This is a genomic window from Microbacterium sp. Z12_35 (genome assembly GCF_058310475.1).
Genome location: NZ_JBZEGJ010000001.1, coordinates 1,107,022 through 1,121,783 on the forward strand (window position 1 = coordinate 1,107,022; position 14,762 = coordinate 1,121,783).

Sequence of the window (14,762 nt, forward strand, 5' to 3'; positions counted from 1 at the left end):
GCCCGCAGTGTCGCATTCTCCTCCGACACCGCGCTCACCGAGGTCGGAGCATCCCGCGTCGGTCGGAGGATTCGCGCGATATCGTCCGACCTACGTGTGATTCTCCGACCGGGCGAAGGGGGCAGACGCGTCAGTCGGCGCGGAGGATGTCGAGTGCGTGCTGAAGGTCAGCCGGGTACTCCGAAGTAAAGGTCGACCACTCCCCCGTCGCGGGGTGGGCGAACGACAGCTGCCGCGCGTGCAGCCACTGCCGGGTGAGGCCCAGCCGGGCCGAGAGCGTGGGGTCGGCGCCGTACAGCGGGTCGCCCACGCATGGGTGCCGGTGCGCGGCCATGTGCACGCGAATCTGATGCGTCCGACCGGTCTCCAGGTGGATCTCCAGCAGCGACGCGCCCGGGAAGGCTTCGATCGTCTCGTAGTGCGTGACGGAGTCCTTGCCGGTGGGCGTGACGGCGAACTTCCATGAGTGCGTGGGATGACGCCCGATCGGCGCGTCGATGGTGCCGGCGAGGGGGTCCGGGTGGCCCTGCACGACCGCATGGTAGATCTTCTCCACCTCGCGCTCCTTGAAGGCGCGCTTGAGGGCCGTGTAGGCGCGTTCGCTCTTCGCGACGACCATGAGCCCGCTCGTGCCGACGTCTAGGCGATGAACGATTCCGCGCCGCTCGGCGGCGCCGCTCGTGGCAACACGGAAACCGCCCGCCGCCAGCGCGCCGAGCACCGTGGGACCCTCCCATCCCATCGAGGGATGCGCCGCGACACCGGCGGGCTTGTCGACCACGACGATGTCGTCGTCGTCATACACGATTCCGAGGCCGGGCACCTCGACGGGGATGATCTCCGGCTCCCGCTTCGGCGTCCACGAAACGGTCAGCCACCCGCCGCCGTGCAGCCGGTCGGATTTGGACACGACGCGCCCGTCCAGTTCCACGCCGCCCGCATCGGCGACGTCGGCGGCGAACGTTCGGGAGAATCCGAGCATCTTCGCTAGCGCTGCATCCACCCGCGTGCCGTCGAGCCCGTCGGGGACGGGCAGGGTGCGCGACTCGGTCATTCGCGTGGAGGGGTGCCGGGAGAGGTGTGGTTGGGGTCGGCGGGCGATCCGGTGCGATCGGGGTCGGTGACCGCGTCAGGCCCGCCGGGCGCGTCGGGGCCGCCTGTGGCATCGGGCCCGTCGGTGGCATCCGTGGCGTCGGTGGCGTCGGTGGCGTTCGCCGAGGCAGCCCGCGTCTCGCGCGTGCCGTCCAGGCGCAAGCCGATGAGCACGAGCAGAGCGACCGAGATCATCATCGTGACGATGAAGATGTCGGCGACGTTGTAGATCGCCGGCATCATCCACGGGGTGGAGATGAAATCCACCACATGCCCGACTGGGAACCCGGGCTGGCGCAGCAGCCGGTCGGTGAGGTTTCCGAGGACACCGCCCAGGAGAAGCCCGAGGACGACCGCCCACGCGCGGGAGGTCACCCGCGTGACCGCGAGCCAGACGATCGCGACCGCGACCGCAGCCAGCGCCAGTGTGAACACCCAGGTGACGCCCTGGCCCAGCGAGAACGCGGCGCCCGGGTTGCGGACGAGGTAGAACTGCAGGAACTCGCCGAGGATCGCGACCGGCTCTTCGGGTGGCAGGTTCGCTATCGCGAGGAACTTCGTGAACTGGTCGGCGGCCAGCACCGTCACCGCGAGGATCGCGATGAGGATGCCGGCCGCCGCCTGATGCAGGGGTGCTCGGCTGCGCACCGAGCGGGCCTAGAGCCCGATCGCCGAGACCGGGGTGGATCCCGACGGCGTGGCGGTCGTGTCGAGGTCGCGGAGCTTGCCCTCGATGTAGCTGCGCAGCTGCGCGCGGTAGTCACGCTCGAACGCGTTCAGATCGGCGATCCGGGCCTCAAGCGCAGCGCGCTCCTTCTCGAGGCGTGCGATCTCGTCGCGACCCTTGGCCTCGGCGTCGGCGACGATCGCTGCGGCGCGCGCCTGCGCCTCGGAGATGAGCTGGTCGCGCTGCGCCTTGCCCTCGGCGACGTGCTCGTCGTGGAGGCGCTGGGCGAGCTCGATGATGCCCGCCGACGTGGAAGCGGGGTCGGCGGAGGCAGCGGGAGCCGCAACAGCCGGGGCGGGGGCGGGGACCTCGGTCACAACGGGCTCGGAAGGAGCCTCGGCGCGCGCCTCGGGAGCCGGCTGCTCACCGGATTCGTATGCGGCGAGCTTGGCCTTCAGTTCCTCGTTCTCGGCGAGGGCCTTGCGCCACTCGACGACGATTTCGTCGAGGAAATCGTCCACCTCGTCCGGGTCGAAGCCCTCTTTGAATCGGACGTGCTGGAACTGTTTGGTGACGACGTCATCGGGGGTCAATGCCATGGTGGTTCCTCTTTCGAGAGCTGGTCGCGGGCCGCGGTTCGGACGGCGCTCCGGGCCGTGTTGCTTCGAGCAAGCATAGTCGGAGGCTCCGAGGGCTGTCGAAGCCTTGCGCTCGAGCCGAGAGCTCGTCAGCCGTTGGCGATGGAGCGTGTGACTCCGAGCAGAAGGAAGCACAAGAGCATGGTCAACGCGAACGCGAAGTCGATGGCGACCGGACCCACCCGCAGGGGCGGGATGAAGCGCCGGAAGAGCTTGATCGGCGGATCCGTGACGGTGTAAACGACCTCAGCGGCGATCAACGCCCCACCCCGCGGCCGCCAGGACCGGTTGAACATCGGGATGTACTCGAGCACGAGACGCACGAGAAGCACGATCACGTACAGGAAGAGCAGCGTGTTGACGACGGTGGCGACGAGGCGGAGCACGTCCACGATCGGTTACGGCTGTGCGAAAGCGACGGACTCGGAGTCCGCCTGCGCGAGGGCACCATCGCCGGACACGGCGATGTTCTCCGGAGAGAGCAGGAACACCTTGCTGGTGACCCGCTCGATCCGTCCGTACAGACCCATCGACAGGCCGCTGGCGAAGTCGATCAGACGGCGCGCGTCGGCGTCGCTCATCTGCGACAGGTTGATGATGACCGGAACGCCCTCACGGAAGTTCTCGGCGATCAGCTGCGCGTCGCGGTACTGCTTGGGGTGCACCGTCAGGATCTCGCTGATCGGGCCCGGGACGGGCTGACGCACCGCCACGGGGCGGTGGATCGGCGTTACCGGTGCAGCCTTCTCGACGGCTTGCGGCTTGCGGCTTGTAGGCTGCGCGGCCGGCTCGTCGAAGGCTTCCTCCTCGTCAGCGAGGCCCAGGTACACCATGGTCTTCTTGAGCGGGTTCGACATCGCATCCTCCGTTCGATCGTCTGTTTCGAGGCTAGCCGCGCACAGGCCTCGGGCCCGTGATTGCCGAGCCGATCCGCAGGTGTGTCGCGCCCATCGCGATCGCCTGCGGAAAATCTCCGGTCATTCCGGCCGAGATCCACTCGGCGTCCGGGGCGACCCGGCGTACATCGTCCGCTGCCGCCCGGAGGCGCGTGAAGGCGCGCTCCGGCTCCTCGTCCAGTGGCGCGACCGCCATGACGCCGCGCAGCCGCAGCGACGGCAGCGACGCGACGTGCTCGGCCAGACGAAGGACGGCGCCTGGCTCCACCCCGCCGCGCGCCGGATCGTCGGTCAGGTTGACCTGCACGAGCACATCCAGCACGTCGGGCCGTTCGGGGGCCGCAGCATCCAGCGCGTCGGCCAGTCGCTCGCGATCGACCGAGTGCACCGCCGAGGCGACGGAGCGGATGGCACGGGCCTTGTTCGTCTGGGCCTGGCCGATGAAATGCCAGCGCAGGTCGTCCAGCGCGGAGAGTTCGCCGGCTTTGGCCGAGAGCTCCTGCTGCCGGTTCTCCCCCACGTCACGCACCCCGAGCTCGTACAGGTCGCTCACGAGGGAGGCCGGGTGGAACTTGGTCACGACGATGCGGGTGATTCCGGCCGGATCGCGGCCGGCTCCGCGTGCGGATGCGGCGATCCGCTCATCGACGGCGGCCAGACGGTCAGCCAGTTCGCTGTCCACGATTCCTCCCGGAAATGCTGCGGCGGGCCCGGGGCATGCCGGGCCCGCCGCAACTGATGAGGACTCCTACTTCAGGAAGTCGGGGATGTCCAGGTCGTCGTCGCCGAACGCCGAGTCGTAGGCGGGCTCGGGAACCCGGGCCGCGACCGGCACGGACTCCCGTACGCGCTCCTGCTCCGCGACCGGCGCCGAGGGCGTGGCCTCCTCAGCGGGCAGCGGCAGCGGCGGGAGAACCGGCGTGGCCGGCCGCTGGGCCGCACCCACCGCATCCAGTCGCAGCGACGGCTCGCCACCGTCGAAGCCCGCCGCGATGACGGTGACCCGCACCTCGTCGCCGAGCGTGTCGTCGATGACCGTTCCGAAGATGATGTTGGCCTCGGGGTGCGCGGCCTCCTTCACCAGCTGCGCGGCGTCGTTGATCTCGAAGATGCCGAGGTTCGACCCGCCCTGGACCGACAGCAGGACGCCATGGGCGCCCTCGATCGACGCCTCCAGCAGCGGAGATTCCACCGCGAGCTCCGCAGCCTTGATCGCCCGGTCGGCGCCGCGCGCCGAACCGATGCCCATGAGCGCGGAACCCGCTCCCTGCATGACCGACTTCACGTCGGCGAAGTCGAGGTTGATGAGGCCAGGGGTGGTGATCAGGTCGGTGATGCCCTGCACACCGGCCAGGAGAACCTGGTCGGCCGTGGCGAACGCCTCGATCATCGAGATGCCGCGGTCGCTGATCTCCAGGAGTCGGTCGTTCGGCACCACGATGAGGGTGTCGACTTCTTCCTTGAGCTTCGAAACTCCGGTCTCGGCCTGCTGCTGGCGGCGACGGCCCTCGAAGGAGAAGGGCTTCGTGACGACACCGATGGTCAGTGCGCCGATCGACTTGGCGATACGCGCGACGACCGGGGCGCCACCGGTGCCCGTGCCGCCGCCCTCACCGGCGGTGACGAACACCATGTCGGCGCCCGCCAGTGCTTCTTCGATGTCTTCCGCGTGGTCCTCTGCGGCGCGACGCCCCACCTCGGGGTCGGCGCCAGCACCCAGGCCGCGCGTCAATTCACGTCCGACGTCGAGCTTGACGTCCGCGTCGCTCATGAGCAGTGCCTGGGCGTCGGTGTTGATCGCAATGAACTCCACGCCGCGCAGGCCGAGCTCGATCATGCGGTTGACGGCGTTGACGCCACCACCGCCGACTCCCACGACCTTGATCACGGCGAGGTAGTTCTGGTTCTGGCTCATGCCGGCCTCCATATCCCGAACCTTAAACCTCATCTAGAGGGTTAAAGAATTGCTGGGTATGCAATTCCTGATTCCGAACGTAGGTGGCGGATGCGGCGGCGGCCGGACCGGCGCGGCGTGTCGCGACATCCCCGGCAGAACGGGTCAGCGCAAGACGATCGCGGAGGGCGAAGAGACGTCGTAGAGGCTCGTCCGATCGGGCGGGTTGGACCGCATCACCGTGTCGAGGGTGAGCGCCTTCAGCGCGGAGCGCTCGGCGCTCCCCCACACGACGGTCGTTCCCGTCTCCCCGAGCGTCAGGGTCACATCGTCGGCGGTGGAGGCAGACACCGCGGTCACCCGCGACCGGATGGCGTCGGGCAGTGCGCGCATCACCGTTCCGGCCGCGCGGAAAGCTGCCGAACCGACGCCACCGGTGATCGACAGGCTCGGCTGGCCGGGCGGGGGCGTTGGAGTCGTCGAGAGAGCGACGCCCGCAGCATCCACCACCGTGTACCCCGCGGCGGATTCGAGCACCCCCACCGGAGTGCGTTCAACGATGCGGACGACGAGGTCGTGCGGCGGCCGCGCCTCCAGCGTGTACGACTCCACCAGCGGGAAGCGCACCAGCGCGGCCTTCACCGCGCTGTCATCCACCAGCGGGAGCGGTGTGCCGATCTGGTCTCCCAGCGCGTCGGCTACGGCACCTGCATCCAGCGCACTCGTTCCGGCGACCTCGATGCGCTCGACCGCGAACAGCGGGCTGTACGCGGCTCCCACGGTGCCGAGCACGAGCAGCGCCACCGCCGATGCGGCCCCGATCCACACCATGCGCCGACGTCGCTGGCGAACCGTGAAGCGGCGCACCTCGGCGCGCAGTGCGCGTCGGCGGGCGCGGGAGGCGCGCCACACGTCGCGCAGGCCGAGGCGTCCGGACAGGGCGGGCTCCGTCGCAGATGCAGTGTCGCGCCGGGGAACGCCGGGTGCAGGTCGCTCCTCCCCGGGCAGAAGCGGGATGATCGGGGCGTTCGCCTGGTCAGCCGGGACGTCCGGGCCGGCGCCGCGAGGAGTGGGGCGCGATCCCGCAGGCGGCGGCGGCAGGGGGCTGGGCCGGCGCATCCCGGTCATCCCGCGGGGGTCTCGTCGGTGCCGGCCAGCGCCTCGATCACCTGCGGGATGATGAGGTTCACGTTGCCGCACCCGAGGGTGATGACGTAGTCGCCGCGGCGTGCCACCGCGGCCGTGTACTCGGCGGCCTGCTGCCAGTCAGCGACGAAATGCACGCGGTCGGGGTCGGCGAACGCGCCGCTGACCAGTTCCCCGGTGACACCAGGCACCGGGTCTTCTCGGGCTCCATAGACATCCAGCACGACCGTATGGTCGGCGAGGGATTCGAGGACGTCCGCGAACTCGCGATACATCGCCTGGGTACGCGAGTACGTGTGCGGCTGGTGCAGCGCGATGATGCGACCATCCCCGACGACCGTGCGGGCAGCCGAGAGGGCGGCGGCAACCTCGGTCGGATGATGCGCGTAGTCGTCGTAGACGCTCACCCCGCGACGGATGTCGTGCAGCTCGAACCGCCGAGCCGTACCCCCGAACCCTGCCACCGCGTCAGCGGCCGCGGCGAGGTCGAAGCCGAGCGTGACGAGCACGGCGACGGCACCGGCGGCGTTGATGGCGTTGTGAGCCCCGGGCACTCGGAGCTGTACCGGCACCGAGGAGCCCTCCGCGGTGAGCGTGAACGACACGGGGCCATCGGTGCGGATGCCGGTCACGCGCACATCGGCGCCGGCATCCTCGCCGAAGGTGACCACGCGCGGGTGGGCGAGCCGTGATCGCACCCGCTGCGCGCCCTCGTCGTCGGCGGAGATCACGACCGCCTCGCCGGCGCCGTCGGCGAACCGCGCGAACGCTGCGTCGAAGGCGTCGATCGAGCCGTAGTGGTCGAGGTGGTCGGGGTCGACGTTCGTGATCAACGCCACTGCCGTGTCGTACAGCAGGAAGGTGCCGTCGGATTCGTCGGCCTCGATGACGAAGAGATCGTCCGAGCCCGTCGCACTGGATGCTCCGTACTCGGCGATGACGCCGCCGTTGACGAACGTGGGGTCGGCGTCCAGCGCGCGCAGGCCGGTGACGATCATCCCGGTCGACGTGGTCTTGCCGTGGGCGCCGGCGACCGACACCAGGCGACGCCCGCCGATCAGCCAGTGCAGCGCCTGCGAACGATGTATGACCGCGAGGCCACGCTCCTTGGCGGTGACGTACTCGGGGTTCTCCGGCCAGATCGCGCCGGTGTGCACGACCGTGTCCGCGTCGCCGAGATTCGCGGCGTCGTGGCCCACGTACACCCTCGCCCCGAGCGCCTCGAGCGCGCGCAGCCCTGGGCCGTCGGCGCGGTCGGACCCCGAGACGCGGATGCCGCGCTCGAGGAACATGCGCGCGAGCCCCGACATCCCGGATCCGCCGATGCCGATGAAGTGGGCGGCCTCGATGTTCTCGGGGATGGGCAGGCTCAGGTCGGGGCGAATCATGACCCGATCATCCTAGGTCGGCGCGCCTGGGCGTCGGCTCCGGCGCGCGGGCTCTGGCTCGGCTGCGGTCGCGAGCTGGTGCGGTGCGGGCTCACCGCCCGCGTGCAGCTCGGGAGGAGATGGCCGTTCGGGAGGAAGCATCCACCCGAATCGGCCCTCCCCAAGGCACATCTCCTCCCCACGCGCACACCCGGACCAGGACCCGACGCCGGACGCCACCCGTGCGCCTTGGAGGGAGAGATCTTCGGCCGGGCGCACCTCCGCGTGCGCCTCAGGAGGAGATGGCCGTTCGGGAGGAAGCATCCCCCGAATCGGCCCTCCCTGACGCACATCTCCTCCCCACACGCACACCCACGCGGCGACCCCCGGACGCCGGACGCACACCCGTGCGCCTTGGAGGGAGAGATCTTCGGCGGGCCCACCGCCCGCGTGCCCCTCGGGAGGAGATGGCCGTTCGGGAGGGCGCATCCACCCGAATCGGCCCTCCCCCACGCACATCTCCTCACCACACGCACACCCACGACCCGACCTCGCCGGAGGCCCGCCGGGTCGACCCGAAACGCGGCGTCAGCGGCGGGCGAGGGCCTCGTCGAGCATCGCGATCACGTTCTGCGTTCCGGCGCGGGTGCCGACGGATGCCGCGGCGCGGCGCATCGCGTCGAGCGCGGCCGCATCCTGCAACAGGGGAACGATCTCCGCACGCACGCGTTCCGCGGTGAACTCCGCGTCCGGGATGAGGCGTGCCGCGCCCGCATCGACGGCCGAGGCCGCGTTGAGCCGCTGCTCGCCGTTGCCCACGGCGTACGGCACGTAGACGGCAGGGATGCCCAGCGCGCTGATCTCGCTCACCGTCCCCGAGCCCGCGCGGGACACGATCACGTCGGCCAGGGCGAACGCGAGATCCATACGGTCGACGTAGCGCACGACGGCGTAGCCCTCGGCGCCGGGGTCGGGGAGGTCGGAGCGCTCCCCCGTCACGTGCAGCAGCTGCCATCCGGCGTTCAGGACGTCGTGCCACGCCTCGCCGAAGGCCTCGTTCAGCCGCATCGCTCCGAGGGATCCGCCGAACACCAGGAGCGTGGGCCGGGCGGCGTCCAGGCCGAAGTACGCGGCCGCCTCGGCTCGGGATGCAGCGGCGTCGAGGTCGACGATCTCACGTCGCAGCGGCATCCCGACCACCCGGGATCCGCGCAGCGGCGTCCCCGCGAAAGCCACGCCCACACCGGCGGCACCCCGCGCTCCCAGCACGTTCGCGAGGCCCGGCTTGGCGTTGGCCTCGTGGACGACGAAGGGAACGCGCGCCTGTCGTGCAGCGACGTACGCAGGCGCGGAAGCGTATCCGCCGAAACCTGCCACGACATCCACGCCGTGCGACCGGATATGCGCCCGGCTCTGAGCGATCGCCCGGCGGAAGCGCGTCGGGAACCCTGCGGCGGCGCGGTCGAGCCGGCGGGGGAAGGGGACCTTGTCCACGATGAGCAGCTCGTAGCCACGCAGCGGCACCAATCGCGCCTCGAGACCCTCACGGGTGCCGAGGACGTACACCTCCGCAGAGGCATCGCGCTCGCGAAGGGCGTCGGCCACAGCCAGCAGCGGGTTGACGTGGCCGGCCGTGCCGCCACCGGCGAGGAGGTAGGTCGTCACTGTTCGACCCTAACCGGCGCTTCTGGATGTTCCGGGCGCCCGCCCCGTCTGCGAACACCACCGCGTCACGGCCCGACCGTCACAACCGCGCGAACTCCACCGCGTCGCGGTCCGACGGAGGGAGGCGAACACGGCGACGTCCGCCGCACGTGGGGTTCAGCGGCTGCGTACGGGGAGGGTACGGGCGAACGACAGCAGCACTCCGCAGGCGAGGAGGACCGACAGCAGGCTGGTCCCGCCCTGAGACATGAACGGGAGCGGAACGCCCAGCACGGGGAAGACCCGCAGAACGACACCGATGTTGATGAGGGCCTGACCGACGATCCAGATCGAGATCGCGCCGGCGACGATGCGCACGAAGGGGTCGGGGGTCTTGCGGACGATGTGGAAAGCCCCGACGGCGAACAGGGCGAAGAGCAGCAGCACGACGGCGCACCCGATGAGACCGAGCTCTTCGCCGACGATCGCGAAGATGTAGTCGTTCGCCGCGGCGGGGAGCCAGTCGTACTTCTCCTTGGAGTTGCCCAGGCCGAGGCCGAAGATCCCGCCCGAGGCGAGTCCCCACACGGCGTGCAGCGACTGGTAGCAGTCGTCGTAGTAGCAGTCGAGCGTTCCGGCGTTGAGGAAGCTCATGATGCGTGCCATGCGGTTCGGGCTGCTGACGGCGAAGAACACCACCGCTGCGACCGATGCGATGGCCGGGAGGATGAAGATGCGCAGCTTCACCCCGGAGAAGAACAGCGCCGCCAGCACGATGAGGACGAGGATCATCGCGGTACCGAGATCACGGCCCGCCAGCACGGTCGCGATCACCATGATGCCCACGGGGACGATCGGGATGAACACGTGGCTCCACGAGCTGAGCAGCGTGCGCTTGCGATAGAGGACCGCACCCATCCACAGTGCGAGGGCGATCTTGAGGAACTCGGCGGGCTGGAACTGGAATCCGGCGAGCGAGACCCAGTTGCGGTTTCCGTACGACTCGACGCCGAGCCCCGGAACGAACACGAGCAGCTGGAAGGCGGTCGCGCCGATGAGGATCGGCCAGGCCATCTTGCGCCAGAAGGCCACCGGGAAGCGGCTGGCGATGAACATGAGCGGGATGCCGAGAACCGCGAAAACGCCCTGCTTGATGACGTGCTCGAAGGGATTCTGCGCCCCACCGAGCGCGGAGGTGGCCGAGAGCACCATCATCAGTCCGAAGCCGGTGAGCAGGAGCGCGGTGGAGGCGATCAGCAAGAACTCGCTGGGCACCGGGGCGAACACACGGCCGAGCGACACGCGCGCGGCCAGACCGGCCCCGGAGGGTTCGGGTGGGTCAGATGCCCGGGTCCGGGGCGGTGTCGTCGTCGTCACGCGCTCCCCCGTTCCCCTTCGCCGGCGGGTTTCCGCCGATCCGTTCCGTGACCGCTGCGGCGAAGCGCCTACCGCGGTCGGCGTAGGACGAGAACTGGTCGAAAGATGCCGCCGCCGGTGCCAGAAGCACCACGTCTCCGTTGCGAGCGACGTCCAGCGCCAGGTCGACGACCCGTGCCATCACGTTCCCAGTCTCAGCGGCGTCGACCTCGAACACGGGAACCGCGGGGGCGTGTCGCGCGAACGCGGCCACCACCTCGGCGCGATCGGCGCCGATGACGATCGCTGCCTTCACGCTCCCCCCGCGCGCAGCGACGAGCGGTGCGATATCGACGCCCTTCAGCAGCCCGCCGACGACCCACAGCGCGCCGGGGAAGGCGGCAAGCGACGATGCCGCGGCATGGGGGTTCGTGGCCTTGGAGTCGTCGACCCAGGTCACGCCCTCGCTCACCGCGACGACCTGGATGCGGTGAGGGTCCAAGGTGAAAGACTGCAAAGCCTCGCGGATGGCCGCCGGCGCGACATCCCGGGAGCGGGCCAAGGCGCTGGCCGCGAGGATGTTCGCGACGATGTGCGGCGCGGCCAATCCCACGGCCGCTAGGTCGGCGACGGTGGTCAGCTCCAGCGCCGAGGAGTGCCGCTCCGCCAGGAACGCGCGATCCACGAGGATGCCGTCGACGATCCCGAGGTCGCTGGGACCCGGAACACCGAGGTCGAACCCGATCGCACGGGCGCCCTCGACCACGTTCGCGTCCTCGACCATCTCCCGCGTGGCCGCATCCGCCTTGTTATACACGCATGCGACCCGCGTGTTCTCGTACACGAACGCTTTCGCGTCGCGGTAGGCGGCGAAAGAGCCGTGCCACTCGAGATGGTCGTCGGCGAGGTTGAGGCACACCGCGGCGTAGGGCGAGAGGGGGTCGGGCCCGCTTTGCCGGCTGAGGTACCAGAGCTGATGGCTGGAGAGTTCCACGACGAGCACGTCGAACCCGCCGGGGTCGCGCACGGCGTCGAGCACAGGGGTACCGATGTTCCCGACCGGGGCCGCGCGCAGCCCGCCGGCCACGAGCATCGACGCCGTCAGCCGCGTCGTGGTGGTCTTCCCGTTGGTGCCGGTGATCAGCATCCAGTCGGCGGGTGTGCCGTCCGGCCGCAGCACCTTGTCGCGGATGCGCCACGCGAGCTCGACGTCGCCCCACAGCGCGGTCCCGCTCTCCTGCGTCCACACGATCACGGGATGCTGCGGCGAGAAGCCGGGCGAGGCGACGACGACGTCCGGGGCGAAGGCCAGGAGCTCCTCCGGCACAGCGGAGAGCGCGCCGATCCACAGCCGAGCACCGATCACGGGCAGGAGGCGTTCGTACTCCTCGTCGGCGGACTCTGTGAAGACGAAGACGTCGGCGCCGAGCTCGGCCAGGGTGTCGGCGACGGAGAAGCCGGTCACGGACAGGCCGAGGACCGCCACCTTCAATCCGCGCCAGTCGGCGTGCCAGCTGGTCAGGGCGTCCAGACGCTCCGCGGTCATGCGCGTGAGAGCCACTCGACGTAGAAGAATCCGACCGCCGATACCGCGAGCAACCCGGCGATGATCCACATGCGCACGACGATCGTGACCTCCGACCAGCCGCGCATCTCGAGGTGATGATGGAACGGGCTCATCAGGAAGAGCCGCTTCCCGCGGGTGATCTTGAAGTACGCCCGCTGCAGGATGACGGAGCCGGGGCCGATGACGAAGATGCCGGCGACGAGGATGAGAAGCAGCTCGGTGCGGGTGAGGATCGCCAGTGCGGCGATGACGCCGCCGATCGCCATGGATCCCACGTCCCCCATGAAGATCTTCGCTTTCGGCGCGTTCCACCAGAGGAACCCGACGAGTGCGCCGACGAAGGCGGCCGACACGATCGCGAGATCGAATGGGTCGCGCGTGCCGTAGCACGCGGGCTGCACGGCCTCGGCGACGTTGGTGCACACCTGCTGCACCTGCCAGAAGGCGATGAGGCTGTAGGCGCCGACGACGAAGATGCCAGAACCTGCTGCCAGGCCGTCCAGACCGTCGGTGAGGTTGACCGAGTTCGAGGTGGCCACCCCGATGAGGGAGATCCACGCGAGGTAGAGGAACCAGCCGATGATCGGCCCGAGGGCGAACAGAGACAGCAGGGGGATGTCACGGAAGACGGAGATGTACTCCGACGCCGGCGTCTGGCCGACGCGGTTGGGGAAGTTCAGGGCCACGATTCCGAAGGGCACGGTGACGAGCACCTGGCCGACGATCTTGCGCCACCCGGTGAGACCGAGGCTGCGTTGACTGCGCACCTTCATGTAGTCGTCGATGAACCCGACAGCGCCGAATCCGACCATCATCCACAACACGAGGAGCCCGGAGATGGTGGGCGGGTTGTTGCCCGTGAAAGCGCCGACGAGGTAGCCGAGGATCGTCCCCGCGATGAAGATCGTGCCGCCCATCGTGGGCGTGCCGCGCTTCTCGGCGTGTGAGGGGTTACGGATGTCTTCTGGCGTCCGGATGACCTGTCCCCAGCCCCACTTTCGGAACAACCGCAGAAAGACGGGGGTGAGGAAAAGTGTGAACGCCAGCGAGATCGCCGCTGCAGTCAGAAGGGATCTCACGAGAACGATTCTCCCAGACGATCGCCGAGGAACCGGAGTCCGGCGGAGTTGGACGACTTCACCAGCACGCGGTCGCCGTCGCGCAACTCGGTCAGCAGGTATTCGTACGCGGCGTCGGCGTCGGCGAAGAACACGGCCTCGCCGTCCCACGAGCCCTGGGAGATGGCCTCGAGATACATGCGACGCGCATCCCCGCCGATGATGACGATGCGCTGGATGCCCAGCCGAACGGCCAGCAGCCCGATGCGGTCGTGCTCGTCGCCGGAGTACTCCCCCAGTTCGCTCATCGCGCCGAGAACGGCGACGGTGCGTTCGTGCGGGGCGGTGATCTGCGCCAGCGTGCGCAAGGCCGCGGCCATCGAGTCGGGGCTCGCGTTGTAGGCGTCGTTGAGGATGCGCACGCGATCCGACCCGAGCGGCTGCATCCGCCACCGCTCGGCGATCTCGACCGTCTCCAGGCGCGCGACGGCGTCCTCGGCGCGGACGCCCAGCGCCGTTGCCGCCGCGAGAGCGGCGAGGGCGTTCATCACGTGATGCTCGCCGAGGACCTGAAGCCGGAGCGGCATGACGACGCCATCCACGTCGAGCTGCGCGCGGGTGCCGCTCGCGGTGACTTCGACATCGGTCGCACGGACCTCCGCGTTCGGTCCGCGTCCGAACCAGCGGACCGACACGTCGCGCTCGGCGGCGATCGGCGCCATCGCACTCACCCGGGGGTCGTCGGCGTTCAGCACCGCGAGACCGCCGGGTCGGACAGCGCGGACGAGTTCGGATTTCGCGTGGAACGTGGCCTCGATGCCTCCGAAGCCGCCGGCATGCGCCATGCCGACCATGAGCACGACGCCGATGTCCGGGGTGACGAGACCGGCGAGGCGGGCGATCTCGCCGGGAGCGCTCGCGCCGAACTCACTGACGAGGAAGCGGGTGCGCTCGGTGACGCGCAGCATCGTCAGGGGCGCGCCGACGGAGTTGTTGAACGAGGCGCGCGGAGCGACCGTCTCGCCTTCGCCCTCGAGGATGCGGGCGAGCAGGTTCTTCGTGGTGGTCTTGCCGTTGGATCCCGTGATGCCCACGATGCGCAGGTCGCCGCGGGCGCGGACGCGCGCGACGACCTCACGCGCCAGATCAGCCAGGGCGGCTACGGCGTCGGGCACGACGATCTGGGTGACGGCGTCGTCGACCGGGTGCTCGACGAGGGCGAGCACGGCACCGCGCTGAAGCGCAGCATCCACGAATTGGTGCCCGTCCGTGGTCTCACCGGGCTTGGCGACGAAGATGCCGCCCGGTTCGATCAGACGTGAGTCGGTGTCGACGGCGCCGGAAACGACCGTCTCAGGGGTGTCGGAACCCGCGAGGCGGAGGACGCCGCCGACGGCATCGGAGAGCTGGGCGAGGGTGAAGGGAATCATGGCTGTG

14 protein-coding genes are annotated in these 14,762 nt (G+C 69.6%); all 14 read right to left on the minus strand.

Going from position 1 to position 14,762, the window contains the following annotated elements:
- Window positions 1–130 precede the first annotated feature (130 nt).
- Window positions 131–1,054, minus strand: coding sequence for an RluA family pseudouridine synthase (locus AC4FS1_RS05530; protein ID WP_491153255.1), 924 nt, complete (start codon window positions 1,052–1,054; stop codon window positions 131–133).
- Window positions 1,051–1,740: a signal peptidase II gene (gene lspA, locus AC4FS1_RS05535; protein WP_491153256.1), complete on the minus strand. Its 690-nt coding sequence runs from the start codon at window positions 1,738–1,740 to the stop codon at window positions 1,051–1,053. The genes AC4FS1_RS05530 and lspA overlap by 4 nt, the downstream gene beginning before the upstream one ends.
- Window positions 1,741–1,749: 9 nt before the next feature.
- Window positions 1,750–2,358 carry a DivIVA domain-containing protein gene (locus AC4FS1_RS05540; protein ID WP_491153257.1) on the minus strand — a complete coding sequence of 203 codons (609 nt, stop codon included), beginning with the start codon at window positions 2,356–2,358 and terminating at the stop codon, window positions 1,750–1,752.
- Between the two features lie 128 nt (window positions 2,359–2,486).
- Window positions 2,487–2,789: a YggT family protein gene (locus tag AC4FS1_RS05545; RefSeq protein WP_491153258.1), complete on the minus strand. Its 303-nt coding sequence runs from the start codon at window positions 2,787–2,789 to the stop codon at window positions 2,487–2,489.
- A gap of 6 nt (window positions 2,790–2,795) precedes the next feature.
- On the minus strand, window positions 2,796–3,254 hold the full coding sequence (locus tag AC4FS1_RS05550; protein ID WP_491153259.1) for a cell division protein SepF: 459 nt from the start codon (window positions 3,252–3,254) through the stop codon (window positions 2,796–2,798).
- Window positions 3,255–3,285: 31 nt separating this feature from the next.
- Window positions 3,286–3,975, minus strand: coding sequence for a YggS family pyridoxal phosphate-dependent enzyme (locus AC4FS1_RS05555; RefSeq protein ID WP_491153260.1), 690 nt, complete (start codon window positions 3,973–3,975; stop codon window positions 3,286–3,288).
- A 66-nt stretch (window positions 3,976–4,041) separates the two neighbouring features.
- A complete protein-coding gene (gene ftsZ, locus AC4FS1_RS05560) occupies window positions 4,042–5,208 on the minus strand; it encodes a cell division protein FtsZ (RefSeq protein ID WP_491153261.1) in 1,167 nt (388 codons plus the stop codon).
- A 144-nt stretch (window positions 5,209–5,352) separates the two neighbouring features.
- Window positions 5,353–6,306, minus strand: coding sequence for an FtsQ-type POTRA domain-containing protein (locus tag AC4FS1_RS05565; protein WP_491155647.1), 954 nt, complete (start codon window positions 6,304–6,306; stop codon window positions 5,353–5,355).
- 5 nt (window positions 6,307–6,311) lie between these two features.
- Complete coding sequence (gene murC, locus AC4FS1_RS05570; protein ID WP_491153262.1) at window positions 6,312–7,721, minus strand: UDP-N-acetylmuramate--L-alanine ligase; 1,410 nt, start codon at window positions 7,719–7,721, stop codon at window positions 6,312–6,314.
- 567 nt (window positions 7,722–8,288) lie between these two features.
- Window positions 8,289–9,365: a UDP-N-acetylglucosamine--N-acetylmuramyl-(pentapeptide) pyrophosphoryl-undecaprenol N-acetylglucosamine transferase gene (locus AC4FS1_RS05575; protein ID WP_491153263.1), complete on the minus strand. Its 1,077-nt coding sequence runs from the start codon at window positions 9,363–9,365 to the stop codon at window positions 8,289–8,291.
- Between the two features lie 156 nt (window positions 9,366–9,521).
- Window positions 9,522–10,721: a putative lipid II flippase FtsW gene (ftsW, locus tag AC4FS1_RS05580; RefSeq protein WP_491153264.1), complete on the minus strand. Its 1,200-nt coding sequence runs from the start codon at window positions 10,719–10,721 to the stop codon at window positions 9,522–9,524.
- Window positions 10,684–12,246, minus strand: coding sequence for a UDP-N-acetylmuramoyl-L-alanine--D-glutamate ligase (murD, locus tag AC4FS1_RS05585; protein WP_491155648.1), 1,563 nt, complete (start codon window positions 12,244–12,246; stop codon window positions 10,684–10,686). The genes ftsW and murD overlap by 38 nt, the downstream gene beginning before the upstream one ends.
- Complete coding sequence (gene mraY, locus AC4FS1_RS05590) at window positions 12,243–13,346, minus strand: phospho-N-acetylmuramoyl-pentapeptide-transferase (protein ID WP_491153265.1); 1,104 nt, start codon at window positions 13,344–13,346, stop codon at window positions 12,243–12,245. Before mraY ends, murD begins: the two co-directional genes overlap by 4 nt.
- Window positions 13,343–14,755, minus strand: a complete 1,413-nt coding sequence (locus AC4FS1_RS05595) for a UDP-N-acetylmuramoyl-tripeptide--D-alanyl-D-alanine ligase (RefSeq protein ID WP_491153266.1) — start codon at window positions 14,753–14,755, stop codon at window positions 13,343–13,345. Before AC4FS1_RS05595 ends, mraY begins: the two co-directional genes overlap by 4 nt.
- Window positions 14,756–14,762: the final 7 nt, after the last annotated feature.